This is a genomic window from Neorhizobium sp. T7_12 (assembly GCF_002968535.1).
In the GTDB taxonomy this organism is placed as follows: domain Bacteria; phylum Pseudomonadota; class Alphaproteobacteria; order Rhizobiales; family Rhizobiaceae; genus Neorhizobium; species Neorhizobium tomejilense.
Map to the genome: position 1 here is coordinate 1 of NZ_PVBK01000060.1, position 396 is coordinate 396.

1 protein-coding gene is annotated in these 396 nt (G+C 54.0%); it reads right to left on the reverse strand.

Annotated features, from left to right (window positions below; all coding sequences use genetic code 11):
• Nucleotides 1-396: conjugal transfer protein TraH (locus C5J26_RS32435; protein WP_105405494.1), on the reverse strand; the 396-nt coding region annotated here is incomplete at both ends.

Below are 396 nucleotides of genomic sequence, written 5' to 3' on the forward strand. Positions count from 1 at the left end.
CCTCCGAAGTGATAGTTGTTCTGGTAACGGCTGAGCATGCGGGCGGACAGCTGCTGGCGCATGTAGCTCATCTGACGGTCAACAACCAGCAATGCATCCTGCTGGACCTTTACCTGCCCCTGGAAAACCGCAATCTGTTGCTGTGCCTGATTCAGATTCTCCAGCACACTGTCCAGCACGGTCTGTGGATAGTTCCCGGTGGCAATCATGGCCCGGGCCTGCTGAAGCAGTTCCTGAATGTACTGGAGCATGATGTCGTAGCCGATATAGTCCGTCAGCTGGTAAACCACGCTGCTGGACACACCGAGCATCTGCGGGTCAATAAGATATTTAAAGACGGGGACGGTGGTGCTGGAAATGAAGCCTTTTTCCCTGTCATCCAGTGGAGTATCACTC